Source organism: Natronobeatus ordinarius, from assembly GCF_024362485.1.
Taxonomy (GTDB): Archaea; Halobacteriota; Halobacteria; order Halobacteriales; family Natrialbaceae; genus Natronobeatus; species Natronobeatus ordinarius.
The window spans coordinates 72,337-94,195 of the sequence record NZ_CP101456.1 but is presented as its reverse complement, the minus strand read 5'-3'; the positions used below and the strand labels follow the sequence as shown (position 1 = coordinate 94,195).

Genomic DNA, 21,859 nt, shown 5'->3' with positions numbered 1-21,859 from the left:
CGTACCCGAACGTCGCGCGTACTTAGCGGCTCTGAAAGGAACTCGGTGTGGCGGTCACGACGCCGTCGACAGCCGTCGCTCGGGCCAGGAACCCCGGCTTACGCCGGATAGTGGTCGTGCCAGGGTCGTTCGCGTTCGAACGCGGCGCCCGCCGCCAGCACGGCCTCGTCCTCGTACGGTTGGCCGACGATCTGCAGTCCGACGGGGAGTCCGTCGTCGGTGAGTCCGGCCGGCACCGAGACCACCGGGTGTGGCGTCTGGTTGAACAGCCAGGTCAGCGTCCACTCGAGCCAGGGGTCGATCGGCTCACCGTCGACGTCGCTCGGGCCAAGCCGAAGGTCAACGTCGAACGGCGGGACCGTATTCGTCGGCATCACGAGGAAGTCGTACTCCTCGAAGAGCGCCTGGACGGCCTCGAAGAGCTCCGTACGGACGACCTGTTGCATCCGGAGGTCGACGGCGCTGTACTCGAGGCCGCGTTCGATCTGTTCGACCAGTTCCGGTTCGACGTCGCCGTCGTCCGCGCCGAGGAAGTCGACGTTGAACGGCTCGTGTTTCCACTGCATCGCGGTTTCGGCGACGAACGTGGTGAAGTTCGCGTCCCACGCATCGCGGAGTTCGGTGACGCTGTAATCGATGCCGACCGTCGTCTCCTCGACCGTGGCACCTGCCGCTTCGAACGCCCCAACGGCGTCGTCGACGACCGTCGAAACGGACTCGGCCACCGGGAAGACGTCGAAGTCGGGCGTGTACCCGATCGTCGAGCCTTCGATGGATCGCTTCGTCGCCGCGAGGAAGTCGGCGTCGTCGGTTGGTCGGCTCCGTGGATCGTACGGGAAGTACCCCGAAAGTACGTCGAGAAACAACGCGACGTCCGCGACCGTCCTCGCCATCGGGCCGGTGTGCAGGTACGGCTGGAACTGCACGAACGCGTCCGGTCGCATGTCGATCGGCACCGTGCCGGGGGTCGGCTTGATCGTCGCGACGTTACACATCGACGCCGGCATCCGTAACGACCCGCCGACGTCAGAACCCTGTGCGAGCGGGACGTAGCCGGCCGCGAGCGCGGCCGCGCTCCCGCCCGAGGAGCCGCCAACCGACTTCGTGGGATCGAACGGGTTTCTGGTCGCCCCGACGAGCTTGTTGTCCGTATGACCCTTGTGTCCGGACTCGGGCGTGTTCGTCTTCCCCACGATGATTCCGCCCGCCTGCTCGATCCGTCGGACGAGGACGCTGTCCATGGGAGCAACGAAGTCCTCGAGGAGTTTCGAGCCGAACGTGTGTCTGACCCCCGCTTTCATCGCCAGCAGGTCTTTGACGGCCACCGGAACGCCGTGAAGCGGGCCGAGCTCCTCGCCGGATTCGACGGCTGTCTCCGCTTCCAGCGCGGCCTCGCGTGCGTCCTCCTCGATGACGGTGATGAAGGCGTTGACCTCGTCGTCCTGGGACGTTATGCGTTCGAGCGACGCGTCGACTACGTCGACCGGAGACAGTTCTCCGTCGCGGATTTGCTGAGCGAGTTCGGTCGCCGACGAACTGGCTATGTCGAAAGACATTCTCTAACACCCTCTGGCACACTAAGTAATCGTTTCGGTATACTGGTAGTGCTCAGCCCTCGACACTTGTTGGGCTCGTGTCAGTAATCGGCGTTATTGCGGCTCTCCTCGCCAAATTGGAGCTCGGTTTCGCCACCTGCCGGCCCTCGGTCACTCTCGAATCAATTCTTCACTGACACTTAGGGTATCGTGGTGGACACTTCAGGTTCTGCCCGTGGTGATTTCAGTCCCGCCCGTGGTGGACAGTTCAGGTTCCACTCGTGGTTGACGTGTCGATGACGTGCGCTCGGAGCCGAACGAACTGTCCGTCTCGAGCGCACGTAACCGGTGGCTCGCCAGCCAGCGGCCCCCGGTCGTCACAGGAGTAGCGACACGATGGCCAGGACCAGGAAGATCAGCACGAGCCACTTCGCGATGCTCATCGAGATGCCGGCGACGCCGGTGGCGCCGACTGCAGCGGCGACGATTGCGATGACGAAGAACAGGATTGCCAGTTCTAGCATGGGTGGACACAGCGCCGTCGCAAGCAAGTGGGTTGGGGCTGAATACGCCAGCCGTCGCGCCGTTCGCGAGGCTGAAGTGCCCGATTGAGCCCCGCTTCCGTCACGCGACGAGCTCGTCCACTACCGCTGTCACGTCGCTTCGTCGACCGCGTCGACGATCGCCTCGACGTCGAAGGCGTCCTCGACGTGCGTGCCGTCGACGATCACCGCTGGGGTCCCCTGGACGCCCGCCGCGATGCCGCGCTCCCGGTCCGCCAGGATCGTCGAACGGTACGTCTCCTCTTCGAGGGCGCTCGTGACGGCGTCGGGGTCGACACCGACCTCATCGGCGAGTGCCGCGAGACCCTCGTCGCTCCAGTCCTCGGCCTCGAGTACCAGCGATTTGTACTCGAAGAACGCACCGGCCGGATCGTCGTCGCGTCGCGTCTCGTCCTGGACGGCGCGGGCGGCGGTCGCCATGGCCATCGATCGCTCGTGGGCGGGGATCGGGAGGTCGAAGTGGCGGTACGTCGCCTCACCGGTGTCGATCAGCGCCTCCTCGAGTGCGGGGAAGACCTGCGCCTGGAACTGGTGACAGGCCGGGCAGCCGAAGTCCTCGTAGACGTCGACCGTGACGGGGCCGGAGCCGAGCGTCGGGGTCGGGAGTTGCGCTGCGTCGGTGTGATCCTCGCCCGCCGCCGGCTCACCGTTGTCGGTCCCGTCGGTCGCTCCACCTTCGTCGCCGCCCGTTCCGTCCTCGCCGCCGTTCACTCCACCCTCGTCGTCGGTCCCGTCGCGTTCGGTCTGATCCCGCTCGCCGAGACAGCCGGCGATGCCGAGCACGCCGACGGCGCCACACGAGTGGAGCAGCCGACGACGAGAGATAAGCGGTGCAGTCACCATACGACACGGTCGTCGGTTCCGAGCTAAAGTATTTCGTGACCGTCGGTCAGTTCGTCACGACGGACGCTGGCTGGTCGACGACGGCTGCTCGATCTGCGACACCTCTCGGGCATGGTGACACTCGTCGAGCAGTTCTATTCCGCTCGAGGCGGTCCCGACCCGTCCGTCGTCGGATCTCCGCCCGATCGTCACTGTGCGTCTTCGACTGCGCTGGTGATCTCCTGGAGGTCGAAGGCGTCCTCGACCTCGGTCCCGTCGACGACCACCGACGGCGTTCCGCCGACGCCGTCGTCTCTTCCGCGCTGCCAGTCGGCTGCCAGGGTTGGGTAGTACGTTCCCTCCTCGAGCGCGCTCGTGACTGCGTCCGGGTCGGCACCCACGTCCTCGGCGATGGCCGCGAGACTCTCGTCGCTCCAGTCGTCGGCGGCGAACACCCGCGACTTGTACTCGAAGAACGCGCCGTTCGGATCGTCGCCGGATCGCGTCTCGTCCTGGACGGCGCGAGCAGCGTTCGCCATGGCCATCGATCGCTCGTGGGCGGGGATCGGGAAGTCGCGGTGGCGATACGTGACGGCGTCCTCGTCGATCAGGGAGCTCTCGATCGGCGGGAAGACCTGCGCCTGGAACTGGTGACAGCCGCCACACCCGAAGTCCTCGTAGACGTCGAAGGTGACGTCGCCGGCGCCGAGCGTCGGCGTGGGGAGCTGGTCGGGGTCCGCGTCGACGTCGGCGAGATCGTCCGGTGAGCTCCCGCTGCAGCCCGCAAGCGGAGCGCTCACGCCGATGCCGGCCACGGCGACGAGAAACGAACGACGGTTCATAGATGGCGCTACGAAGTCGTCGCTGTTAGACGTGTCGACACGCGATCGATTCCCGGACCGGCGGAGCTGCCGACTCGAGCGAGCGGTTCGAGCCGCCGAATCGCTCCGTGGGAGCCCAGATAGCAACCCACTTTAACCCCCGTTACGAAGCGTGTAATCATGACCGAGTACGTCATCATCGGGGACGGGATCTCGGGCAGTTCGGCTGCCGAGACGATCCGGGAGGAGGACCCGGACGGCGGGATCACCGTCATCACCGATGAGGGGGAGCCACTGTACAACCGCATTCTGATCAAAGAGCACGCGAAAGGCAAGCTCCCCGAAGCGCCCATCTCGATCCACGACGAGGAGTGGTACGAAGAGCGCGACATCGACCTCTCGCTCAACACGCACGTAACGCGCGTTGACGTCGACGGGAAGGTCGTCCACACCCACGAGGGCGAGGAGATCCCCTACGACAAACTGCTGATCGCGACCGGCGGGACGCCGACGCAGCTGCCGGTGCCGGGCAGCGACGCCGACGGCATCCACCACTTCTGGACCTTCCAGGACGCCCGCGGCATCCGCGAGGCCGCCGAGAACTCCGAGGAGGCGGTCGTCATCGGCGCCGGCCTGCTCGGGATCGACTTCGCCGCCGTCTGTGGCGCCCAGGGCGTTTCCGGCAAGTACCTGATGCGCGGCGACCGCTGGTGGCGCTACGCACTCTCGAGTGAGGGCGCCGAGATCATGCACGAGGGAATGCGCGAGGTCGGCGTCGAGCCGGTGTTCGACAGCGGCGTCGACCACTTCGAGGTCGACGACGACGGCCACGTGACCGCGGCGGTCGACCCCAACGGCGACCGCTATCCGTGTGACTGGGCCGGCGTCGCCATCGGGCTGACGTTCAACACCGAGTTCCTCCGCGACTCGGGCATCGAACAGGACAACGGCATCGTCGTCGACGAGTACATGCAGACGAACGTCGAGGACGTCTACGCAGCGGGCGACATCACCCGCTTTTTCGACGTGCTGCTCGGCGAGCAAGCCCAGAACGGCTCGTGGGGCTCGGCGAAAGAACAGGGCCGCGTCGCCGGCGTCAACATGGCTGCCGACGACGAGGCCGAGGTCTTCGAGTGGGTTTCTTCGTACTCGATCACGCACTTCGACTTCCCCTTCCTCTCTTTCGGTCACCCGACGATCGGCGACGAGCACGCCGAACGCAAGTACTCCGACACCGAGTGGCGCCGCATCGCCTTCAAGGACGGCAAAGTCGTCGGCGGCGTCCTCATCGGCGACCTCTCCCCCCAGAGCAAGCTCAAACAGCTGATGCGCGAAGGACGCGTCGTCTCCGATCAGAAGGAGGTCTTACTCGAGAAGACCGTCGACCTCGATAACCTCGCGCCGACCCAGGAACAGTAACGGGCTCACTCGAGGTCGTCCACCTTCGCACGGTCGTGCTTTCGACCAGTGGAGTCCCCCTTCTCTTACTCGACAGCTACCGGGACGACCCGTAGCGGGCTGACCGAACCACCGAATGGTCGCTGAACGGAACGTTTAAGCCGTAGTATGTCAATAGATACCAAGTAGCATGCCGACGACCGATGCGGCCACCCGAACGCTCACCCTCTCCAGAACCGACTCGATCCACGAAGCGCCGCGGATCCGGCACGTCGACGAACTGAGCGACGCCGCCCGTGAGCGGTTCTACGGTCTCCTCGAGTCCGGCTCGTCTGCTCCCGCGGTCGGCGACGCGGCCTTCTCCGACGGCGAGGTGATCGTCTTCACCGACTTCTACCGGGTCGATCTCGCCTGACCGATCTGCCGTATCGAAGCCGTTTTGCCCCGCGCGGCCGTCGGTTCGGACATGAACGGCGGCAGCGACATGACCCTCGCGTTCGAACTCGCCGCGCTGGAGAACTTCGCCTACCCCGAGGGCGTCTTCAACGACGCCCGCGAGTGGAGCACGTACATCGGCATCGTCTCCGACGAGCCGACGTACGTCGTCACCAACTTCACGCGCAAGAACCGCGTCCGCCAGGACTTCTTCTCCGGGCCGCGGGGCAAAGCCGAGAGCCTCCAGAGCATCAAAGAGCAGTTCGACACCGAACGGCACGTCTTCGTCGGCGCGAGCGAGGCGGACGAGGAACTCGCCGAGGAGTACGGCTGGGAGTTCCTCCACTACGAGGACGCCGGCGAGGCCGCGGGCTGGCCGCTGCTGGCCGAGAGCCCGACCGAAGCGGAAGGGAGCGAGCCCGCCCGGGACGACTGGCCCTGAGATGGCGCTCTCCGCCGGTGACGCCGTCGGCGACGGGATCGACCGGCTCACAGACCGCCGACTCGTCGCCGTCTTCGTCGCGTTCTACGCCGCCCACCTCGCGCTCAACGTCGGCACCCAGAGCCAGCTCGCCGCCCAGCGCGAGACCTTCGAGGAGGAGGCGTTCCTCCTCGGCCCGGAGTTTCTCCCCCCGGAACTCCCGCTCGCACTCGAGCTCCCCCTCGGCGTCGCGACGCTGCTGTGGACGCTGGCGATGATCGCGCTCGTGACGGTTTCGATGCTCGCTCTGCGGGCGTTGCTCACCGACGACCGACCCGGAAAGCTGACCGACGGCCTGCTCCTCGCAACCGTCCACGGCCTCGTCGGCGGACTCCTCGTTAGCGTCGGCGTCGGCGTCGGCCTCCTCTTGCTCGTCGTTCCTGGCCTCTTTCTCGCCGCAGCGTTCGCGTTCACCTACCCCTACGTCGCCGTCGACCGCGAGAACGCCCTCGAGGCCATGCGCCGGAGCTGGTCGCTCACGAGCGGCCACCGGTTGCGGGTGTTCCTCGTCCTGGTCGCCATCGGCCTGACCTTTTTCACCATCTCTTTCGCCGGCGGCGTCGTCGCGCTCGCACTCGGCGCGTTCCCGCTCGTCGCCGAGGTGACGAACGTCGCCTTCGTCGCCCTCGCGTGGCTCGCCTCGCTCGCGATCCTCGCCAGCGCCTTCGACCAGCTCGAGGACGCGCGGGCGGAAGCCGAGGCGAAGTGGGAGGGGATCGACGACGAACTCCTGCCCTGACCGGGAGCGTCGGGCTTATTGGCGCGCCAGCCAAAGTCGGGTCGATGGTAACGCCTCGCGTTCCGGGTGACGAGTCGGAGACGATCACGCTCCCCTGTGGCGAGTCCGTCGACCCGCGCGAGCTCGACCTGGGGATGCGCGAGTACACCTGCTCGAACGGCCACCGCCACGCCGTCGTGATGGACATGCATCCGCCGTCGCGGTTTTTTCCCGAGTCGCTCGTCGCGATCTTGCGCGAGACGATCGAGCCGGCCGACGAGTTCGATCAGTTCGGGACGCCACACCTGATGGGGATCGTCCTGGAGGAGTTCCCCGAGAAGGTCGTCGTCCACGACGCCGCCGAGAACGGCGCGGTCGGCTACGCCATGGTCTGGGTCACCGAGTTCGACGCCCGCCGCCTCCACGAGATCGTCGTCGAACTCGTCGTCGAGTTGATGGACCACGCCGTGAGTCACGCCGAGGACGACACCGTCGCGGCGGAGTTCGAGTCCCAGCTGCTCGAGTTTGACGTCTCGGCGTTCGTCGAGGAGTACCGGCGGGTGCGTGACTTCGAGAGCGAACACGATCGCCCGGTCTGATCGGAGCGAAAAACGGGCTCAGACTGGCTCGCCGAACGCGTAGACGGTGTTGTGCCCCGTGACCTCGAGGTCGACGAAGTCGCCGGGCTCGAGGCCGTGATCGCTCGCCTGCTGGACGATGAGCTGCCGATAGGCCGAATCGCGACACTTCACGGAGTCGCCCGTGCCCTCCTCGACGACCAGCACGTCCTCGCGGACGTCGCCGACCATCGCCTCGTAGGCCTCGCCGACGACCGCCATCTTCAGTTCGCTCATCTCCTTCGAACGTTCCTTCTTGATCGTCCCGCCGAGCCCCTTCAGCGTCGCGGCGTCGGTCCCCGGCCGTTTCGAGAACCGGGTGACGTTGAGCTTCTCCGGACGGGTCTCGCGGATGAGCTCGAGCGATTTTCGATGATCCTCTTCGGTCTCGGTGGGAAAACCGACGATGAAGTCCGTCGAGAGCGTCCAGTACTCGAGGGCGTCGTCGAACGTCTCGACGACCTCGAGATACTCGGCGACCTGGTGCTGGCGGCGCATATCTCCGAGCACGTCGTCGCTGCCCGACTGGACGGGCGCGTGCAGGAAGTCATACAGTTTCTCGTTCGCCGCGAAGACGTCAGCGAGCTCCTCGCGGATGCCGTGGACGCCCTTCGGGTTGGCCATGCCCACGCGAACGCGGAAGTCGCCGTCGATTTCACAGATGCGCTCGAGCAGCTCGTGAAGTGTCCGTTCACCCGTGTCCCAGCCGTAGACGCCGGTGTCCTGGCCCGTAACTCGAAGCTCCTTCGCCCCCGCGTGGACGAGCGCGCGCGCTTTCTCGACGTTCTCCTCGATCGGCGGCGAGTCGATCTTACCCGTCGCGTGCTTGGTGATGCAGTACGAACAGTCCGACATACAGCCCCGGGCGATGGGGAGAATGCCGACGACGCCGTCGAGGACGGGCGCGGCGTCGGGCGTCGTCGTCGGGCACTCGCCGTTCGTGACGGCCTGTGGAACCTCGTCCCAGTGAAGCACCTGTCCGTCGATGCCGGCCTGGGCGAACTCCTCACCCTGGGCGAGGGCCATACAGCCCGTGATGAAGAGGTCGACCGTCTCGTCGGCGAGTTCTTCGGCCCGCCGGAGCATGTTCCGTTCGGTCTTCTCGACGACGGTGCAGGTGTTGAGGATCGCCACGTCGGCCTCCTCGGGGCCGTCGACCCGGTAGTGGCCGGCGTCGCGGAGCCGGCGCTCGATCTCGCGGCTCTCCCCGCGATTGGACGTACAGCCGTACGTCTCGATGTGATACCGGGCCATTCGGTACGTCTATCGGGCCCCGCAAGTCAAAAGGGCGACGGATTCGTTCGAGTCCGAGGCTCGGGATCACCCTTCGGATCGGCTCTCCCTCGCCGTCGCTTGCGAGCTTTTTCTGGTAGAGAAATCAATAGAAACGATTAATGTCTTAAGGTTGTGACCTTCGGGTATGAGTTATCGTACAAAACTCGGAGCATTACTGCTCGCCATCTTGCTCGTGACGAGCACTGGCGCAGTCGCGGTCGGTGGCGCATCGACCGCAAGCGACGACACCGACATGGACGTCGCAGACGAAGTGTACGTCGACGACGACGGGAACGCGATCCTCGTCTACGTTGACGAAGACGAGGAGTTCGACGCGACCGCCGTCGGCGAGTTCGGTATCGATACGCAGGCGGGGCTGCTCTACTTCCTCTACACCGGCGAGTACGAGGACGACCTCGACGCTACCGGCCAGTTCGACGCCGCGATGGACCCCGACAGCGTCGTCAGCGATGGCGAGTTCACCGCGGACAGACCCGACGAACTCGTCGACCTCGACGTCGACGTCGACTACACGCAGACACAGGTGACGTCGGAGGCGAACGCCGAAGCGACGATGATCGTCGACGCGGCGGAGCCCGACCCGATGATGCAGGACGTCTCGTTCGACCTCGAGGCAGCTATGACGACGTCCGCGTCGACGCTCTCCTCGAGCGGTGTCGCAACGATGGAAGCCGGCGCAGGCATGGGTGGCGGGATCGAAGAGTCCTTCGAGCTCACGCTCACCGAGGTCGACGACGGCTACGACCTCGAGGTCGCCGAACAGCAGCTGGTTTTCGACTGGGAGCGGGCGAACTGGGAGAGTGAAGCCGCCGCCGAGTCGACCCTCGAGAACCAGTACGCCGGTATCGCGATGGGCCTCGGTGGAACGGCCGACGTCACGCTCGAGGAGTACCAGTTCGGCGAGACGGCCAGCGGCGACCTCGTCTCGGTCGAGTACACCGTCGAGTTCGAGGGCGTCAAAGAACAGGTCACCGAGATGTTCGCCCAGGAGCTCGCCGACGATCCCGAGGTTGACCTCAGCCAGCAGGAAGCCCAGGCGATCGCCGATCGCATGGCCGAGCTGCACATCGAGGAGTTCTCGGTCTCGATGCACACGACCGGCACCGACATGTCCTTCGAGTGGGACGCCGAGATCGAAAACTACGACGAACTCGTTCTCGGCTTCGTCGAACTCGCCGAGTCGGTCGACGAACTCGAGGATGGGCTCGCAGACCAGTACGACGACATCGGCGAACTGCTCGAGGCACAGGCCGATGCCGATCTCGTTCATGAGGCGTGGATGGACCTCTCAGTCGCCGTGGAGGGTGAACGGACGACCGTCGAGTTCGAAGCGGCGTCCGACACCGAGAACTGGGAGGCCTACGTCGACGAACTCGAAGCGCGCGGCCTGATGGAACACACCGCGGAGACGACGTTCGGCTTCACGGCCAACACCGTCGGCGACGAGGTCCAGGTGGCGTTCGACTTCGAGTCCGTCCAGGAGCAGTGGCTCGAGCTGGCGCTCGACGAGATGCTCCTGCTCGCCGAGCAGGACCCCGAGGTCGACGACGAGATGGTCGACGCGATCGAGAACTTCCGGGACGCCTCCTTCGAGTCCGCGGAACTGCTCGTCTCGGTCGACGACGACGTCGTCGACGTCGACGCCAGCGCACAGTTCGGCGACCTGATGGCGTTCGAGGGCTTCCCGATCGAGACCGACGAGGGCTTCCTCGTGACGGACATCGAGGGTGAGATCCACGACGGAACCGCCATCGTGGAAGTGACCGCGCTCGAGTTCGTCGGCGCGAACCCGACCGAAGACGACGTCCGAAGTAGCGACGCAGTCGGTGACGAGACGGTGATTCACATGAACGTGGACGACGTCACCGACATCGAACTGGATCACACCGACACCGACACTGCCACAGAGCAGGTCGAAGGCACCAGCAGTGAGGACGACGGGGCCGACGACGGTGCAGATGACGGGGCCGACGACGCCAGCGGTGCTGCTGACGGAGACGACGATATCCCCGGATTCGGTGCTGTCGTCGCTATCGTCGCGCTCGCGAGTGCGCTGCTCGCGATGCGTCGGCACTGACGCGGACGCACCGTACCCGCAGTTTCGATCCGATTTTCGACCACACTTCGCTTTTTTCCGTCACGTCGGTGACTCGTCCTCGAGTCGGTCGTAGTGGTCGTCGACGACGGTGAGCGTCGCGGCGAACGCGCCGAGGACGACGGGGCCGAAAAAGAGTCCCATGATGCCGAAGGCGTAGACGCCGCCGAGGACGCCGAGGATGATGATCGCGGGACTGAGGTCGGCGTAGCGGTCGACGACGATCGGCCGGAGGTAGTCGTCACAGAGGCCGACGACGATCGCGCTGTAAACGAACAGCCCCGCGGCGAGCAACGGTTCGCCGGTGAGGAGGAGGTAGCCGACGGCGGGTCCCCACACCAGGAACGCCCCGATTAGCGGGATCAGCGAGAGGATCACCATCACGAACGTCCAGAACGCGGCGTTCGGAATGCCGGTCGCGAACAGTCCCAGCCCCGCGATGACGCCTTCGACGATCGCGATCAGGACGTGTCCGGCGAGGACGGCCCCCATCACGTCGTCGAGTTCTCCGTAGAGGTCGTCCTGGACGTCCGCCGGCAGCGGCGTCGTCTCGCGAAGCCAGTCGACGAACGCACGTCCGTCTTTCAGCAGGTAGTACAGCAGAAACAGGGCGAGGCCGATGCCGATGAGGGCGTGGGTGGCGACGCCGACCCAGGCGGTCGTCCGCTCGAGGGCGATCGTCCCGAGTTCCTGGCCGGCCGAGAGCAGTTCGGACAGCAGGTCGACCTCGATTCCCGTCGTCTCCTCGATCGTCTCCTCGAGCTGGGCGAGTTCGAACGCGCCGTCGTCGATGGCCTGGGCGATCCGGACGGCGTCGTCGGCGATCATGCCGGTGACGACGACGAACGGGATCAGAAACCCCACGACGGCGAGGGCGACGAGTGCGAACGCCGAGATCGTCGGCGACGTTCGCGGCGCGAGCCGCTTCTGGAGCGGGTGGAGGACGTAGGCGATCAGGATCGCCGCGAGGACGTACTGGAGAAACGGGAGGAGGAGTAACAGCGAGAGGTACGCGAAGACGACGACGAGGACGAGGAGGTAGCCCTTCCGGAGGTTCACTGGTAGCGACTCCACGGAGGAAACCACGTCGGATGGAATAACCTCTCGGCGCGCGCTCGCAGGCACCCCGTTTCGGACGCACCGTCGGCAGTCGGCACCGCCACCGTAGCGCTCCAGCGTCGCCGGGGGCGACGATAACGTATCCGAGCGTGCGACTGTCTGGAACTGGCGACACACGGCTTCAAGACGCTGGTCGGTGAACGATTCGGTGGATGTCGACCCAGCTCGACCCCCTCTCGATCTCGGCCGATCTGCTGTACGAGGTCAAAACCGGGGGTGACGTCGCGCCACTCCGGACACAGCTCGCCACGTTCGACCGTGACCGGCTGGCCCGTGCCCTCTCGAGCCGGCAGCGACGGCTGGCGTTCTGGCTCAACTGTTACAACGCCTACGCACAGCTCCTGCTCGAGGAGGAGCCGTCGGTGCTCGAGGGCGGACCCCTCGAGCGGTTCAAATTTTACGCCCGCGATCGCGTCCCGGTCGGCGGCGTCTGGCTGAGCCTCGCCGACGTCGAACACGGCATGCTCCGGGGATCGAAACACCCCTGGGGGCTCGGCTACCTTCCCCGCCCGTTTCCGTCGTCGTTCGAACGCCAGTTTCGCCTCGAGTCTGTCGACCCGAGAATTCACTTCGCGATCGGCTGCGGGGCCGAGTCCGGGCCGCCGATCGCCGTCTACTCCCCGGCCGACTGCGAGGCGGAACTCGACGTCGCGACCGAGTGGTACCTCGAGGAGAACGTCAGCTACGATCCCAGCCGGGAGCGCGTGACCGTCCCGCGGCGGTTTCTGTGGTATCACGGTGACTTCCGCGGTGACGGCGGGATCGTCGGCTTCCTGCGCACCTACGGTGCCGTCCCCGAGAGCGCGACGCCGTCGCTCGAGTACGAGACGGTAGACTGGTCGGTGGACGTGAACGATTACCGGCCCTAGGGCTCCAACTGGTCGATCTGTGCGTCGGCCGTCGCCCGCATCACGCCGCGCGCCGCCCGGGTCGCGTTATACCGCGAGGCGTACCCTTCACCGCTGTCGGCGATGATATTGCCGTTCCAGTGAACGAGCCGCCAGCGCCACTCGCCGGCTCGATCGCGATAGACCTCGAACCGGGACCGGCGACCGTCGGTCGACGGCTCGTCGGCGTCGACCTCGTCGTCGGGACCTGTCGGATCTGTACCCGAGGCGAACGCGTTCGACGGCATCACGCTCGACGCCGGTTCGGGTGGGGCGGACTCCGCTTTCTCCTCGTCGGCCGTGGGGGCGGGTTCGATCTCCGCGACGGGAGCCGACTCGTCCTCGGCCGACGTGAACCGGACTCCTCGCGTCCCGGCGGCGTCCCACTCGAGCGCGAGCTCGATCCCTTCGGTCGGTGGCGTCTCCTCGTGGACGCTGGTGAGCCTGACGCTGACCGGTGACGGAAACGTGATCTCTGCGGTTCCGCCGTCGACGTCGATCGTCGCCGGCCGGTCGTCCTCGAGCGCCGCAGCGAACTCGCCGAAGAGCGCCGCCAGTTCGGACTGGTCGTACGGACGGTCGAGTGTGAACGGTGAGGGTTCCATACGGGGTCGTACATCGAGGCGTGGGATATACTGTCGGGTCACATGGTGCCGGCAGGCGCCCAGAATCCATCAGCCGGAGCACTTTTCTCACCGCCCGCCAATCGGTGTGCAGTGGATTCCCGCGAGCGCCGAGCGGCGATCGATCGAGACGGATTCGAGTGCCAGCACTGCGGGACGATCGACGTCCTCGCCGACGACGGTGGGCTGGAGGCCCACGCCGTCGGACCGACGACTCCCGGTTCGGCCACCCGTCACTCGCTGGTCACCGTCTGTGGAGACTGTGCCGACTGGCTCGAGGAGTCAGCGCCCGTCTCGAGTCGGGACGTGACCGACGCCGAACTCTTCCAGGCAGTTCGGACCCTGACACGAGCGCAGGCCGCCGCAGTCTCGGACGCGGGCGAGTTCGCCACGGCCGCGACGTCGCTTCCGAACGACCTCGAGTCCAACGCCGAACGCGCGTATCCCGCCGATCGGCGGGCGCTACTGCTCACCCTCGACGTCGTCGACGCCCGACTCGAGGCCGTCGCCACGGTCGATCGATCGTCGTTCGACGTGACGGTCTGCGAGGCGCTCGACGCGTTTCTCGAGGAAGCAGGCACGCTCCAGGCACAGCTCCGGACGGTCGTCGGCGTGGTCGCGGTGCTGGCGTCGGCACTCGAGCGCTGTCACGTCTGTCTCGCCGAGCTCGAAGCTGGTGTGTCGTGTTCGCGGTGTGAGACGGCGCCACTCGACGTCGACGACCTCCGGGACGCCGACGGCGCCATCCGGTTCGATGCGGTGCAGTCCGTGATCGGCGACTCGCTCGAGGAGACCTCGAAGATCACCGACCGGGTCGTCGAGCGGACGACGGTTCTCGCCGAGGCTCTCGTCGGCTAAAGTTGGGTCGACGCCTCGAGGGCGATGTCGATGGCGCGGGCGACGTTGTCTTTCGCCTTCGCGGGCAGTTCGTCGTCCTCGACGTCGGTGCCTTTCTGGGTGCCCTCGACGAGGTTGCCGTCGACGGTGCAGATGGCACCGGCGCGCAGCCCCTTCCGGCGAGCGAGGGTGAAGAGCGCGGCGGCTTCCATCTCGACGCACAGCAGGCCGGCGGCCTCCCAGTCGGCGACGTACTCGTCTGTCTCGGCGTAGTAGGCGTCGTCGCTGGCGATCGGGCCGACGTGGACGTCTTCGTCGTTGCCTTCCGCGGCGTCGACCAGCGCCGAGAGCACGTGATAGTCGGGGACGGCGGGGTACTCGACGGCCTCGTACCGTTTCGTGGTTCCTTCGTTTTTCGCGGCGCCGGTGGCGACGACCATGTCGCCGATCTCGATGCCGGACTGCAAGGCGCCGGTGGTGCCGACGCGGACGAACGTCTCGACGCCGACGGCGGCGAGCTCCTCGACGGCGATCGCCGCGGAGGGACAGCCGATTCCCGTCGAGCAGATCGTCAGCTCGCGGCCCCCGTACGTGGCGTTGACGACTTTGTACTCGCGGTTTTCGGCGATCGTCTCTGCTGTCTCGCAGTGGTCGGCGATGCGGTCGACGCGACCGGGGTCGCCGGGGACGAGCGCGAGGTCGGCGACGTCGCCCTCGTCGACCAGCAGGTGTGGCTGGGTTGCCATACCGTCGCGTTTCGCGGGTGATGAGAAAAAAGACCCGCTCCAGATCAGCCGCCCGGGTACACCTGGACGCTGTCGGATCGGACGACGACGGCCGCCCCGTCGACGGTGAACTGCACCGTACCGCTCGAGCGCGCTCCGCCGTCGTACCTGTCGGCGAAGAGCGTGTCGAGGGCCTCGGGATCGACGTGGTCGTACAGCCGCGTGCTCGCCTCGACGACGTCCTCGTTGCGGTAGCGTGCGAGTGCCGTCGCGACGGCGACGCTCGGCGGTTCGCCCTCGTCCCGATCGTATCGTACCTGTCCCGGGCGCCCCCCGTTTCCGTTCTTCGGCCTGCCTGTAACCTGTCTACTCATGCTCTCACCGTCACGGTGACGTGACGTTCTGCTTCAGTGACCAACGGCCCGATAAATATAGCTATCGTCAGACATCAGCCGATGAGAGCTCATGCGAGTGCTGGGCCAGCACATACCATGAGCTTATACATATCGGTGTCGGTTATCGTCACGATTCGAGAAATGCCGCCACGGTTGACGCCGTCGGTGCGCTTCGGGCGCCATCACGGCTCGCGGCCAGCGCTCCGCAGGCGTTGGCGTACTCGAGCGCCCGCTCGAGGTCGCCGCCCGCGAGCCGGGTGGCGATGAAGCCGGCGGCGAAGGCGTCGCCTGCGCCCGCGGTGTCGACCGCCTCGACGTCGAACCCGGGGTGGACGTGCGTGCCCTCCGGCGTTCGGACGGACGCCCCGTCGCCGCCGTGCTTGACGACGACAGTGTGGCCGTCGACGTCGGCCGCGACCGACTCGAGGAGCGTCTCGGCCTCGCGGTCGGTCGCGAAGAGCACGTCGGCAGCCGCGACCGTGTCGCGATAGTCGCGGTCGGCGAGGCGGCGTCCGGGGTCGAAGCTGACCGAAACGCCGGCCTCGCTCGCGACCTCGGCGAGGGTGGCGGCGGTCTCCGGCCGCTGGCTCGTGAGGTGGACGTGATCGACCGCCCGAACCCGGTCGGGATCGACGTGCTGGGGCCGGACGGCCTCGTTGACGCCGTCGGTTCCGAGGACGGAGACCTCGCCACCGTCGTCGACGAGCAGGTACTTCACCGCCGTCTCACCCTCGACCACGCGCAGGCCGTCGAGGTCGACGCCCGCTTGCTCGAGCTCGCGACGGGCGAGCAGCCCGTTCTCGTCGTCGCCGACGCTGCCGATCAGGGCGGCGTCGACCGCGAGTCGGCAGAGGGCTGCTGCGACGTTCGCTGCACTGCCGCCGCCGGACGCACGCTGGGACCGGATCGACGCCTCGCCGTCGGGCTCGGGGAGCCTGTCGACGCGGAGGGTCACGTCCCAGTTGACGTGGCCGGCCGTGAGCACGGAGACCATTCGGACTGGGTGAACGACTGCCGGTGACAAAACCCTGACGGCTCATCGCAGCCGACGCGTTCGACGGCTGCTCACGTAGCCGCAAAGAGGAGGAGGTTGTGTGTACCGGGCCCGAGTCCGACGGCGGCGATCAGTGCGAGGAGGATCCGTCCCTGACGGGGCGCTTCGCGGACGTACTCTTTGAACAGGCCGACGACGACGAGCGCGAGGGCGACTTTCACCAGGACGAACAGCCAGCCGGCGCCGACGTACTCGTAGGTGGGGAGGTCCGCTCCCGCCTCGAGGACGAGCCGCGAGAGCGGGATCTCCTCGTGGGCGCCGAGGACGTCGTAGCCGATGGCGGTCGAGACGCCGTCGAGCGCCTGGGAGAAGACGACGAACGCGCCGGTGACTCCCGTCACGGCGGCGACGTCGGTGTACCAGAGGCTCAGGGCGATCCAGGCGATCGCGGTGACGATTCCGGTGACGACGATGGCGATCGCCGGCCAGAACGGCTGGAGCGTGCCGAGTTCCCAGCCGGTGAAGAGGACGAACATCGCGAAGACGGCGAAAAAGCCGGTGCCGACGACGCCCACGACCCGCTCGATCGACGGCTGTAACCCCGCAGCGTAGACGAAGCTCGCGACGATCCAGACGAACCCCGCGACGACCGCCGTCGTCAGGTAGACACTCGGGGCGCTGAACAGCGGTTCGACCGTCGAGGGGTATGAATCGAGCTTGTGAAGGACGTGTAACGTCGAGCCGAACATCATCCATGGCGCGAACGCGACGACGGTCGCGTCGGTCACCGGTGGCTCGAGTGCCCACAGGAGCGCCACGATCCCAGCCAGCACCAGCACCAGCGGTACCAGGAGGTACCACGGCGGAACGACGAATCCCTCCGGGACGACCATGCTATGACTGGGACATAGCTGGAACTAACACTTTCCGGTTTTCTTCGATTGAGTGGTCGAATAATTGTAGGCGGTTGCTGGATCACGATTCCTGGCTCCTGATCGACTCACCGATCCCAGGGCTCTCGCGTCGTCTCGCCGAACAGTTCGCGCATGAGCGTCACGATGCTCTCTGGCGGGAACTGGCCGTGTTCGGTGACGATCGCGTCGACGTGACGCGGCGGCGTGACGTCGAAGGCGGGGTTCTCGACGGTGAGTCCGTCGTCGTCGAGGTCGCCGCCGGTGAGCTCGCGCCGGTCGGCCGGTGAGAGCACTTCAGCCTCGTCGCGGGTCTCGATCTCGACGGTGTGGCCGGTCATCGTGTCCGGGTGGAGTTTGATCGTCTGGGCGGCGACGACGATCGGGACGCCGCGCTCGCGGGCGCTCACCGCGAGCCCGCTCGTGCCGATTTTGTTGACCACGCTGCCGTCGGCGGCGATGCTGTCCGCGCCGACGAGGACGTGGTCGACCTCGTCGAGGTAGCGGTGAGCGGCGTTGTCGACGATCAGCGTGACGGGAACGTCCCACTCGCGCAGCTCTCGCGCGGCGATGTGTCCCTGGTTGCGCGGCCGAGTCTCCTTGACGATCGCCTCGATCCGTTTTCCCTCCTCGACCGCCGCCTTCACGCAGGCGAGGGCGTCCGTCGAGTGACAGTGGGTCATCACCACGTCGCCGTCACGCAAGCGGTTCGCCCCGACGCGACCGAGCGTCTCCTGGGCGTCCTCGAGGTCGGCGCGGAACCGTTCGGCGCGCGCTACGGTGGACGCTCGAAGTTCGGAGACCGTCTCGCCCTCGGCGCCGACGAGGACGTACCGGAGCGCGTTCGGCAGGCTGACGGCCGTCGGCCGGGTCTCGTAGAGCGCCTTCGCGGCGGCGCGAAGCTCTCCGCGGAACGCCTCGGGTGTGGTCGCCTCCGAGCGCTCGGCCTGCGCTGCGAGGGCCGCGGCCGCTGCGTCGGCGATGGCCGCTGCGCCCCGGATCTCCATCGAGGCGATCTGTTCAGCGGTCTCCTCGACGACGGGGGCAACGGCGGGCCGGTGGTCGCTCATACCCGGGCGTTGGTCGCGACGGACCAAAAACGACGTGGCAGCGCTCCGAACGGTCGAAACCGGCCGGGTTTTTGGTCGTCGGCCGAGTCCGGCCCGTATGAACCGACGCGAACTCGCGCCGATGATCGACCACACCGTCCTCGGCCCGGAGACGACGATCGCGGACGTCGAACGACTCCTCGAGGAAGCCGCCGAAGACGGCATGAACGCCTGCGTCCCGCCCTGTTTCGCCGAGGAAGCGACCGAGTACGCCCCCGACGTCACCCTCGCGACCGTGGTCGGCTTCCCCCACGGCCAGCACGACCACGACGTCAAACGCCGGGAAGGCGTCCTCGCGTGGAAAGCCGGCGCGGACGAACTCGACGTCGTCATCAACGTCGGCCGACTGCAGGCGGGCGAGTACGAGGCCGTCGCCGCCGAACTCGAGGAACTCGTCGCCGCGGTCCCGATCCCGGTGAAGGTGATCCTCGAGACGGCGCTGCTTTCCGACGCGGAGAAGCGACGGGCCTGTGAGGTCGCCGTCGCGGCCGACGCCGCGATGGTGAAGACCTCGACGGGATTCGCAGCTGGCGGCGCGACCGTCGAGGACGTCGAGCTTATGAGCGAGTACCTCCCCGTCAAGGCCAGCGGCGGCATCGGCACGTACCAGGAGGCGATGGCCATGATCGACGCCGGCGCCGAACGGATCGGGGCCTCGAGCGGCGTCGCGATCCTCGAGGGTGCGCCAGAAGCCTGATCGACGAGCAGTCTCCGATCACTCGCTCTCGAGCAGGCGCTCGACCACCGGCGACTCGTCGGTCCCCAGCGCCGAGCGCACGAGCAGGTGGCCGCCGAGTTCGGCCAGCCCGATCACGTCGTCCGCGCCGGCGCGCTCGAGTTTGCGGACGTTGCGCCGGTCCGTCGCTGCGGTGACGATGCGGACGTCGGGGTTGAGCTCCCGGGCGGTGAGGACGGCGAGGGCGTCCTCGGCGTCGTGGTCGGTGGCGACGAGGACCGCTTTCGCACGCTCGATCCTCGCGCGACGGAGCGGCTCCTCGTCGCTCGGGTTGGCCGTGAGTGCCTTGATCGCGCGATCCGAGAGGGCGTTCGCTGCGGTTTCGTCGCTCGTCACGACGACGAACGGGACGTTCGCGTCGTCGAGTTCGGTCACGATCGGTTCGGTCAGGTCCCCGTAGCCGAGCACGAGGACGTGGTCGTCTAAGAGTTCGAGTTCTGAGTCGGTCATCTTTCCGAGGGTCTTCGAGATGCGAGCCTGAATCGCCGGGCCGACGAGCGCCCCGATGGCGATACCGAAGCTGGCGACGCCGAGGACGACGACGGACATCGTAAAGAGCTTCGCCTGTTCGGTCTCGGGGCCGATGTCGCCGTAGCCGACGGTGCTCGAGGTGATGAGCGTGAAGTAGAAGGCGTCGAGTGGGGTGTCGATCCCGTCGAACTGGTCTGCGAGGGCGAACGCACCCAGGGTGCCGTACAGCTGGACGCCGACGAGCGCCCCGCCCGCCGCCAGCTGCGTCGTCGTGAGCGAGAGCGAGCGGTCGAACCGTCTGCGGGTGAGCAAGAGGGTGGGAATCGACGCGAGCGAGAGGACGACCAGAGGGACCGAGTACGGACTGCCCTGCAACACGCCCTGGATCGCCGTGATCGGCATGAGGATCAGCGTGGTGTACCAGCCGGCACGCAGCCCGCGGCGCAACGCGAACGCGCTCGCGACCATCAGAAAGCCCGTCAGCACGCCGGTGAAGCCGACCGCCTGCTGAACGGCGGCCGGGACGTGCGGCGCGAACGGTCCGAAGTCGGCGGCTCTCTGTTCGATGTTGATGAGCCCGGTCGCGACCGAGAGGAGCGCCACCAGGAGCGCGAGGGCGACCGCTGCCCGCGTCGTGACGGCCCACTTCCAGTTTTCTGGAAGTCGTTCGACCAGCTGCTCGCCGACCATATACACGATCCAGGGCGGAACGGAATAAGTATCATCGGTTCCTCAGCTTCCGTCCACCCGCGAAGCCGCCGCTCACGCGACCGAGCGGTAGCTACTTGCCTCCGGGAGCGAAAACGCCGGATATGGAGTGGAAACTGTTCGCCGACCTCGCCGAACACGCGGGCGATCGACGTGTGACCGTCGACGCCGGGCCCGGCGAGACCGTCGGGGACGCCCTCGACGCGCTGCTCGCCGACCGGCCGGCACTCGCAGATCGGGTGCTCGACGAGGACGGCTCGCTGCGCTCACAGATCAACGTCTTGCGCAACGGCAAAGACGTCGGTAGCCAGGAGCAGGGCCTCGAGACCGAACTCGAGGCGGGCGACGAACTGGCGCTGTTCCCGCCGGTCAGCGGCGGCTAGCCGGCTTTTCAGTCGAACACCGACGCGACCCGGGCGAAAGCGTTGCACCTGCACGTTCCGGGACTGCGGACATCGCCGGGTCGGGTCAGGGCCCGAGATTCTCCACGGGAACCGACTCGCCACAGTTCGGACAGGTGCCAAAATCAGACGCGCCGGTGTGCGTCCACGTTTTCCCGCACTCGTGACACGTGAGTTCGACTTGTTCCAGGTCCTCGGTCACGACTGCCTCTCAAACGCGCGAAGCTATCATCGTTGGCCCAGGATAGGACGGCCCACGAGGTCGGCCCCGAGCACGAAGTCGCCGTGTTCTGAGACCTCCCCGGCAGCGTACACCGCGTCGCTGACCGCGGCCGCGGTTTCGGGGATCAGCACGCGTGTGCGGTCCGCCCCGAGCGCCGCGGCGTCGCGCGCGACGGCCGCGAGCAACGCCTCGGCTGACTCGAGGTCGTCCCAGGCGCCGACGCCGTACTCGGCCCAGGTCTCCGTGACGCCCTCGTCGTTCTCCCGATCGTACTCGCGGGTACGGTAGGTCATCCCCGAGACGCCCTCCTCGCCGAGGACGGCGAGGACGGCCGTCTCGTCGGCTACGCGGTGGAGATCGTCGTGGGTGAGTTCGCGCATCGCCCACGACTCCTCGAGGTCGAGCCCGAGTCCGCGGAGGTGTGCGCGCGCGTCACTGTCGGTCCAGTAGCGCCAGGCGGCCGATGGGTCGGAGACGACCTCGAGTGGACTCTCGGCCCCTGGATCGGGTTCCGGGTGGGCCCACCGGAACTCGGTGACGGGCTCGAAACCGCTCGCGCGGGCCGCGCCGAGACCGGCGACGTTCCACGAGAAGATCATGTTCCGGGCGACGGTCGCGCCGCGCTCGCGCGCCCAGTCGAAGCCCGCCTCGGTCAGCCGCCGGCTCACCCCGCGGCGGCGAACGGTCGGGTCGACGCGCATCCCCTGAAACCAGGCCTCGTCGGCCGAAAGGAGCACGCCCTGGACGATCCCTGCGACCGCGCCGTCGACCTCGGCGACGAACGTTTTTCGATCGATCTCGTCGTCGTCCTCGAGCCAGTCGTGGTACACCCGCGGCAGGTAGTCGCCGCCGCGGTCGGCCCAGAGGTCGCTCGTGATCGCCACGACGCCCTCGTAGTCGTCGTGGGTCGCCCGGCGGATCTCGAGCCCCGTCATTTCT

24 protein-coding genes are annotated in these 21,859 nt (G+C 67.0%); 10 read left to right on the top strand and 14 right to left on the bottom strand.

Features of this window, described 5'->3' with window-relative positions:
- Window positions 1–98: 98 nt before the first annotated feature.
- The 4 genes from NMQ09_RS00505 to NMQ09_RS00490 form a co-directional block, all read right to left on the bottom strand.
- Window positions 99–1,556 (bottom strand): amidase, encoded by a 1,458-nt coding sequence (locus NMQ09_RS00505; RefSeq protein ID WP_255192508.1) that lies wholly within the window; start codon window positions 1,554–1,556, stop codon window positions 99–101.
- 356 nt (window positions 1,557–1,912) lie between these two features.
- Window positions 1,913–2,059, bottom strand: a complete 147-nt coding sequence (locus NMQ09_RS00500; RefSeq protein ID WP_255192507.1) for a DUF1328 family protein — start codon at window positions 2,057–2,059, stop codon at window positions 1,913–1,915.
- Between the two features lie 129 nt (window positions 2,060–2,188).
- The gene (locus NMQ09_RS00495; RefSeq protein ID WP_255192506.1) at window positions 2,189–2,941 is read right to left on the bottom strand and encodes a DsbA family protein; all 753 of its coding nucleotides are present in this window, start codon (window positions 2,939–2,941) and stop codon (window positions 2,189–2,191) included.
- A gap of 188 nt (window positions 2,942–3,129) precedes the next feature.
- Window positions 3,130–3,762: a DsbA family protein gene (locus NMQ09_RS00490; RefSeq protein ID WP_255192505.1), complete on the bottom strand. Its 633-nt coding sequence runs from the start codon at window positions 3,760–3,762 to the stop codon at window positions 3,130–3,132.
- A 159-nt stretch (window positions 3,763–3,921) separates the two neighbouring features.
- Between NMQ09_RS00490 and NMQ09_RS00485 the strand changes: the two genes are divergently transcribed.
- From NMQ09_RS00485 to NMQ09_RS00465, 5 genes are all read left to right on the top strand, one after another.
- Entirely contained in the window at window positions 3,922–5,160 is a 1,239-nt protein-coding gene (locus tag NMQ09_RS00485; RefSeq protein WP_255192504.1) for an NAD(P)/FAD-dependent oxidoreductase, read from the top strand.
- 169 nt (window positions 5,161–5,329) lie between these two features.
- Entirely contained in the window at window positions 5,330–5,554 is a 225-nt protein-coding gene (locus NMQ09_RS00480) for a DUF7979 domain-containing protein (RefSeq protein ID WP_255192503.1), read from the top strand.
- A gap of 51 nt (window positions 5,555–5,605) precedes the next feature.
- Entirely contained in the window at window positions 5,606–6,016 is a 411-nt protein-coding gene (locus NMQ09_RS00475) for a DUF7124 domain-containing protein (RefSeq protein ID WP_255192502.1), read from the top strand.
- Window position 6,017: 1 nt separating this feature from the next.
- Window positions 6,018–6,794, top strand: a complete 777-nt coding sequence (locus NMQ09_RS00470) for a DUF7847 domain-containing protein (protein ID WP_255192501.1) — start codon at window positions 6,018–6,020, stop codon at window positions 6,792–6,794.
- A gap of 44 nt (window positions 6,795–6,838) precedes the next feature.
- Window positions 6,839–7,372, top strand: a complete 534-nt coding sequence (locus NMQ09_RS00465) for a DUF5815 family protein (protein ID WP_255192500.1) — start codon at window positions 6,839–6,841, stop codon at window positions 7,370–7,372.
- Window positions 7,373–7,390: 18 nt separating this feature from the next.
- On the opposite strand, the gene NMQ09_RS00460 is transcribed toward NMQ09_RS00465, so the two are convergent.
- A complete protein-coding gene (locus tag NMQ09_RS00460) occupies window positions 7,391–8,644 on the bottom strand; it encodes a tRNA (N(6)-L-threonylcarbamoyladenosine(37)-C(2))-methylthiotransferase (RefSeq protein WP_255192499.1) in 1,254 nt (417 codons plus the stop codon).
- A 166-nt stretch (window positions 8,645–8,810) separates the two neighbouring features.
- On the opposite strand from NMQ09_RS00460, the gene NMQ09_RS00455 reads away from it, so the two are divergent.
- Window positions 8,811–10,763: a PGF-CTERM sorting domain-containing protein gene (locus tag NMQ09_RS00455; protein ID WP_255192498.1), complete on the top strand. Its 1,953-nt coding sequence runs from the start codon at window positions 8,811–8,813 to the stop codon at window positions 10,761–10,763.
- A gap of 60 nt (window positions 10,764–10,823) precedes the next feature.
- On the opposite strand, the gene NMQ09_RS00450 is transcribed toward NMQ09_RS00455, so the two are convergent.
- Window positions 10,824–11,855: an AI-2E family transporter gene (locus NMQ09_RS00450; protein ID WP_255192497.1), complete on the bottom strand. Its 1,032-nt coding sequence runs from the start codon at window positions 11,853–11,855 to the stop codon at window positions 10,824–10,826.
- A 197-nt stretch (window positions 11,856–12,052) separates the two neighbouring features.
- Here NMQ09_RS00450 and NMQ09_RS00445 point away from each other — a divergent pair, with 197 nt between their 5' ends.
- Window positions 12,053–12,769: a DUF547 domain-containing protein gene (locus NMQ09_RS00445; RefSeq protein WP_255192496.1), complete on the top strand. Its 717-nt coding sequence runs from the start codon at window positions 12,053–12,055 to the stop codon at window positions 12,767–12,769.
- On the opposite strand, the gene NMQ09_RS00440 is transcribed toward NMQ09_RS00445, so the two are convergent.
- Window positions 12,766–13,392 (bottom strand): DUF1508 domain-containing protein, encoded by a 627-nt coding sequence (locus NMQ09_RS00440; protein WP_255192495.1) that lies wholly within the window; start codon window positions 13,390–13,392, stop codon window positions 12,766–12,768. The genes NMQ09_RS00445 and NMQ09_RS00440 overlap by 4 nt on opposite strands.
- A 111-nt stretch (window positions 13,393–13,503) precedes the next feature.
- Between NMQ09_RS00440 and NMQ09_RS00435 the strand changes: the two genes are divergently transcribed.
- Entirely contained in the window at window positions 13,504–14,268 is a 765-nt protein-coding gene (locus NMQ09_RS00435) for a hypothetical protein (protein ID WP_255192494.1), read from the top strand.
- Here the strand turns inward: NMQ09_RS00435 and NMQ09_RS00430 are convergent.
- The 5 genes from NMQ09_RS00430 to NMQ09_RS00410 all read right to left on the bottom strand — a co-directional run bounded on the left by NMQ09_RS00430 (window position 14,265) and on the right by NMQ09_RS00410 (window position 18,342).
- Window positions 14,265–14,993 (bottom strand): guanosine phosphorylase, encoded by a 729-nt coding sequence (locus NMQ09_RS00430; protein ID WP_255192493.1) that lies wholly within the window; start codon window positions 14,991–14,993, stop codon window positions 14,265–14,267. The genes NMQ09_RS00435 and NMQ09_RS00430 overlap by 4 nt on opposite strands.
- Before the next feature lie 44 nt (window positions 14,994–15,037).
- Window positions 15,038–15,346: a HalOD1 output domain-containing protein gene (locus NMQ09_RS00425; protein WP_255192492.1), complete on the bottom strand. Its 309-nt coding sequence runs from the start codon at window positions 15,344–15,346 to the stop codon at window positions 15,038–15,040.
- Window positions 15,347–15,494: 148 nt separating this feature from the next.
- Window positions 15,495–16,361 carry an ATP-dependent ribose-1-phosphate kinase gene (locus NMQ09_RS00420; protein WP_255192491.1) on the bottom strand — a complete coding sequence of 289 codons (867 nt, stop codon included), beginning with the start codon at window positions 16,359–16,361 and terminating at the stop codon, window positions 15,495–15,497.
- A gap of 71 nt (window positions 16,362–16,432) precedes the next feature.
- A complete protein-coding gene (locus NMQ09_RS00415; protein ID WP_255192490.1) occupies window positions 16,433–17,254 on the bottom strand; it encodes a DUF63 family protein in 822 nt (273 codons plus the stop codon).
- Window positions 17,255–17,361: 107 nt separating this feature from the next.
- A complete protein-coding gene (locus NMQ09_RS00410; RefSeq protein WP_255192489.1) occupies window positions 17,362–18,342 on the bottom strand; it encodes a ribose 1,5-bisphosphate isomerase in 981 nt (326 codons plus the stop codon).
- 97 nt (window positions 18,343–18,439) lie between these two features.
- Between NMQ09_RS00410 and deoC the strand changes: the two genes are divergently transcribed.
- Window positions 18,440–19,078 (top strand): deoxyribose-phosphate aldolase, encoded by a 639-nt coding sequence (gene deoC / locus NMQ09_RS00405; RefSeq protein ID WP_255192488.1) that lies wholly within the window; start codon window positions 18,440–18,442, stop codon window positions 19,076–19,078.
- 18 nt (window positions 19,079–19,096) lie between these two features.
- On the opposite strand, the gene NMQ09_RS00400 is transcribed toward deoC, so the two are convergent.
- Complete coding sequence (locus NMQ09_RS00400; protein WP_255192487.1) at window positions 19,097–20,278, bottom strand: NAD-binding protein; 1,182 nt, start codon at window positions 20,276–20,278, stop codon at window positions 19,097–19,099.
- 122 nt (window positions 20,279–20,400) lie between these two features.
- Here NMQ09_RS00400 and NMQ09_RS00395 point away from each other — a divergent pair, with 122 nt between their 5' ends.
- On the top strand, window positions 20,401–20,679 hold the full coding sequence (locus NMQ09_RS00395) for a ubiquitin-like small modifier protein 1 (RefSeq protein WP_255192486.1): 279 nt from the start codon (window positions 20,401–20,403) through the stop codon (window positions 20,677–20,679).
- A 246-nt stretch (window positions 20,680–20,925) separates the two neighbouring features.
- Here the strand turns inward: NMQ09_RS00395 and NMQ09_RS00390 are convergent, their stop codons facing one another.
- Complete coding sequence (locus tag NMQ09_RS00390; RefSeq protein WP_255194620.1) at window positions 20,926–21,855, bottom strand: GNAT family N-acetyltransferase; 930 nt, start codon at window positions 21,853–21,855, stop codon at window positions 20,926–20,928.
- Window positions 21,856–21,859 lie beyond the last annotated feature (4 nt).